Origin of the sequence: Comamonas suwonensis (genome assembly GCF_012844455.2) — a bacterium.
Lineage (GTDB): Bacteria > Pseudomonadota > Gammaproteobacteria > Burkholderiales > Burkholderiaceae_C > Comamonas > Comamonas suwonensis.
In genome coordinates this window covers 1-1,200 of record NZ_JABBCQ020000053.1, presented here as the reverse complement: position 1 = coordinate 1,200, position 1,200 = coordinate 1, and the positions used below count along the sequence as shown (strand labels likewise).

Annotated in this window: 1 pseudogene; it reads right to left on the bottom strand. The window is 56.3% G+C overall.

From position 1 onward, the window contains the following. Positions 1 to 1,094, bottom strand: a pseudogene (locus tag HF327_RS21800) (hypothetical protein); the annotation flags it as partial. Between the last annotated feature and the right edge of the window lie 106 nt (positions 1,095 to 1,200).

The following is a 1,200-nucleotide window of genomic DNA, read 5'->3' as shown; positions in this document are numbered from 1 at the left end:
AACATCCACCGACCGGCGGCCGGAAACGGCTCTATGTTCTGCGAGAGAGCGGGCTCGAAAGAATTGACCCTGGGCGACTGCTGATAGGCCCAGCGCATAGACTTCAGCAGCTCCCACCTTGTGTCCTGCGAAACAATATCAGGGACACCATGGCCAAAAAGACCATAACTAAATGCATTGGTGACTGTGTCTTCCAGCCAGACCCATGCATCCATTGTCCAAGGCCCGGAGCCCAGGTTGGCATCACCACCCATTTCAGCAAGCAAAGCATCCGTTTTGCCGTTGAAATAGCACGATGAGCCACCAAACCTGGATTTGCTGGTATCCAGTTTCGGGGTGCCAAGCCTTGTGATCGCATGACCCTTGTCATCCACGATATTGGTTGCCCCATTCGCACCTTCCATGCGCAAAAGCAGGACTACCGATGCGTAGTGAGGATCTGAGCTTGCATCTCCGAATGGGGTCTCCGATACGGCGTAAGTCGTTGTCGCCCAGCGCGCTACACCTTTGGTGATGCGAAAACAGTCAATCCATCCCTTCCACCACCCCTGATACTCTGTATACCGGCCCGAGTACTCATGGGTGGCACCGATCACAAACTGGTCAGTTCGCTTGACCCACGGCCAGCTACCCGCCAGAGGTTCGCGAACTGAGCCAAGGTCGATTTCACATTTCTCGGGATACCAGCATTGGCCGTCATGCCAGCCCACTTTGGTCTTCTGAACCAAGTAGGCCCACTCCTTTGGATAGGGGGACATGGCACAGACCAGGCCATCAAAGAATGTCGTCGTTACCCCCCTGAATGCACTGACAAGCCCACCCAGCATGGCTGCAAGCTTCGCGTGGCGCGGCTGGTTCCTAGCTCCTAGCAGCACCGTCAAATCGCCCTGGATGCCGCCTTCTTGCTCCTCGCCGCCAAACAGATTGGGCTGATCGATGGTGATGGTCGTGTTGCTATCAATCTTTCCCGTCCATGCGACTTTGTCTCCGACACGGATCTGACGGATCGCATCCACCGGGCCACGGCACAGGCCCATTTGCAGCCCCATGAAGTAGCTGTATCCGATGGTTGTCTTTTTCTTCTTACCGCCCATTTCCTGCCTCCACCGCTTTGGCGTGATCAATCAATTGCATGGCCATGGGGTCGCCCGTGGCTTCCAGCCGGTCGGCAGCGATCCCGTTGGCCACAAAGTCGGCCCA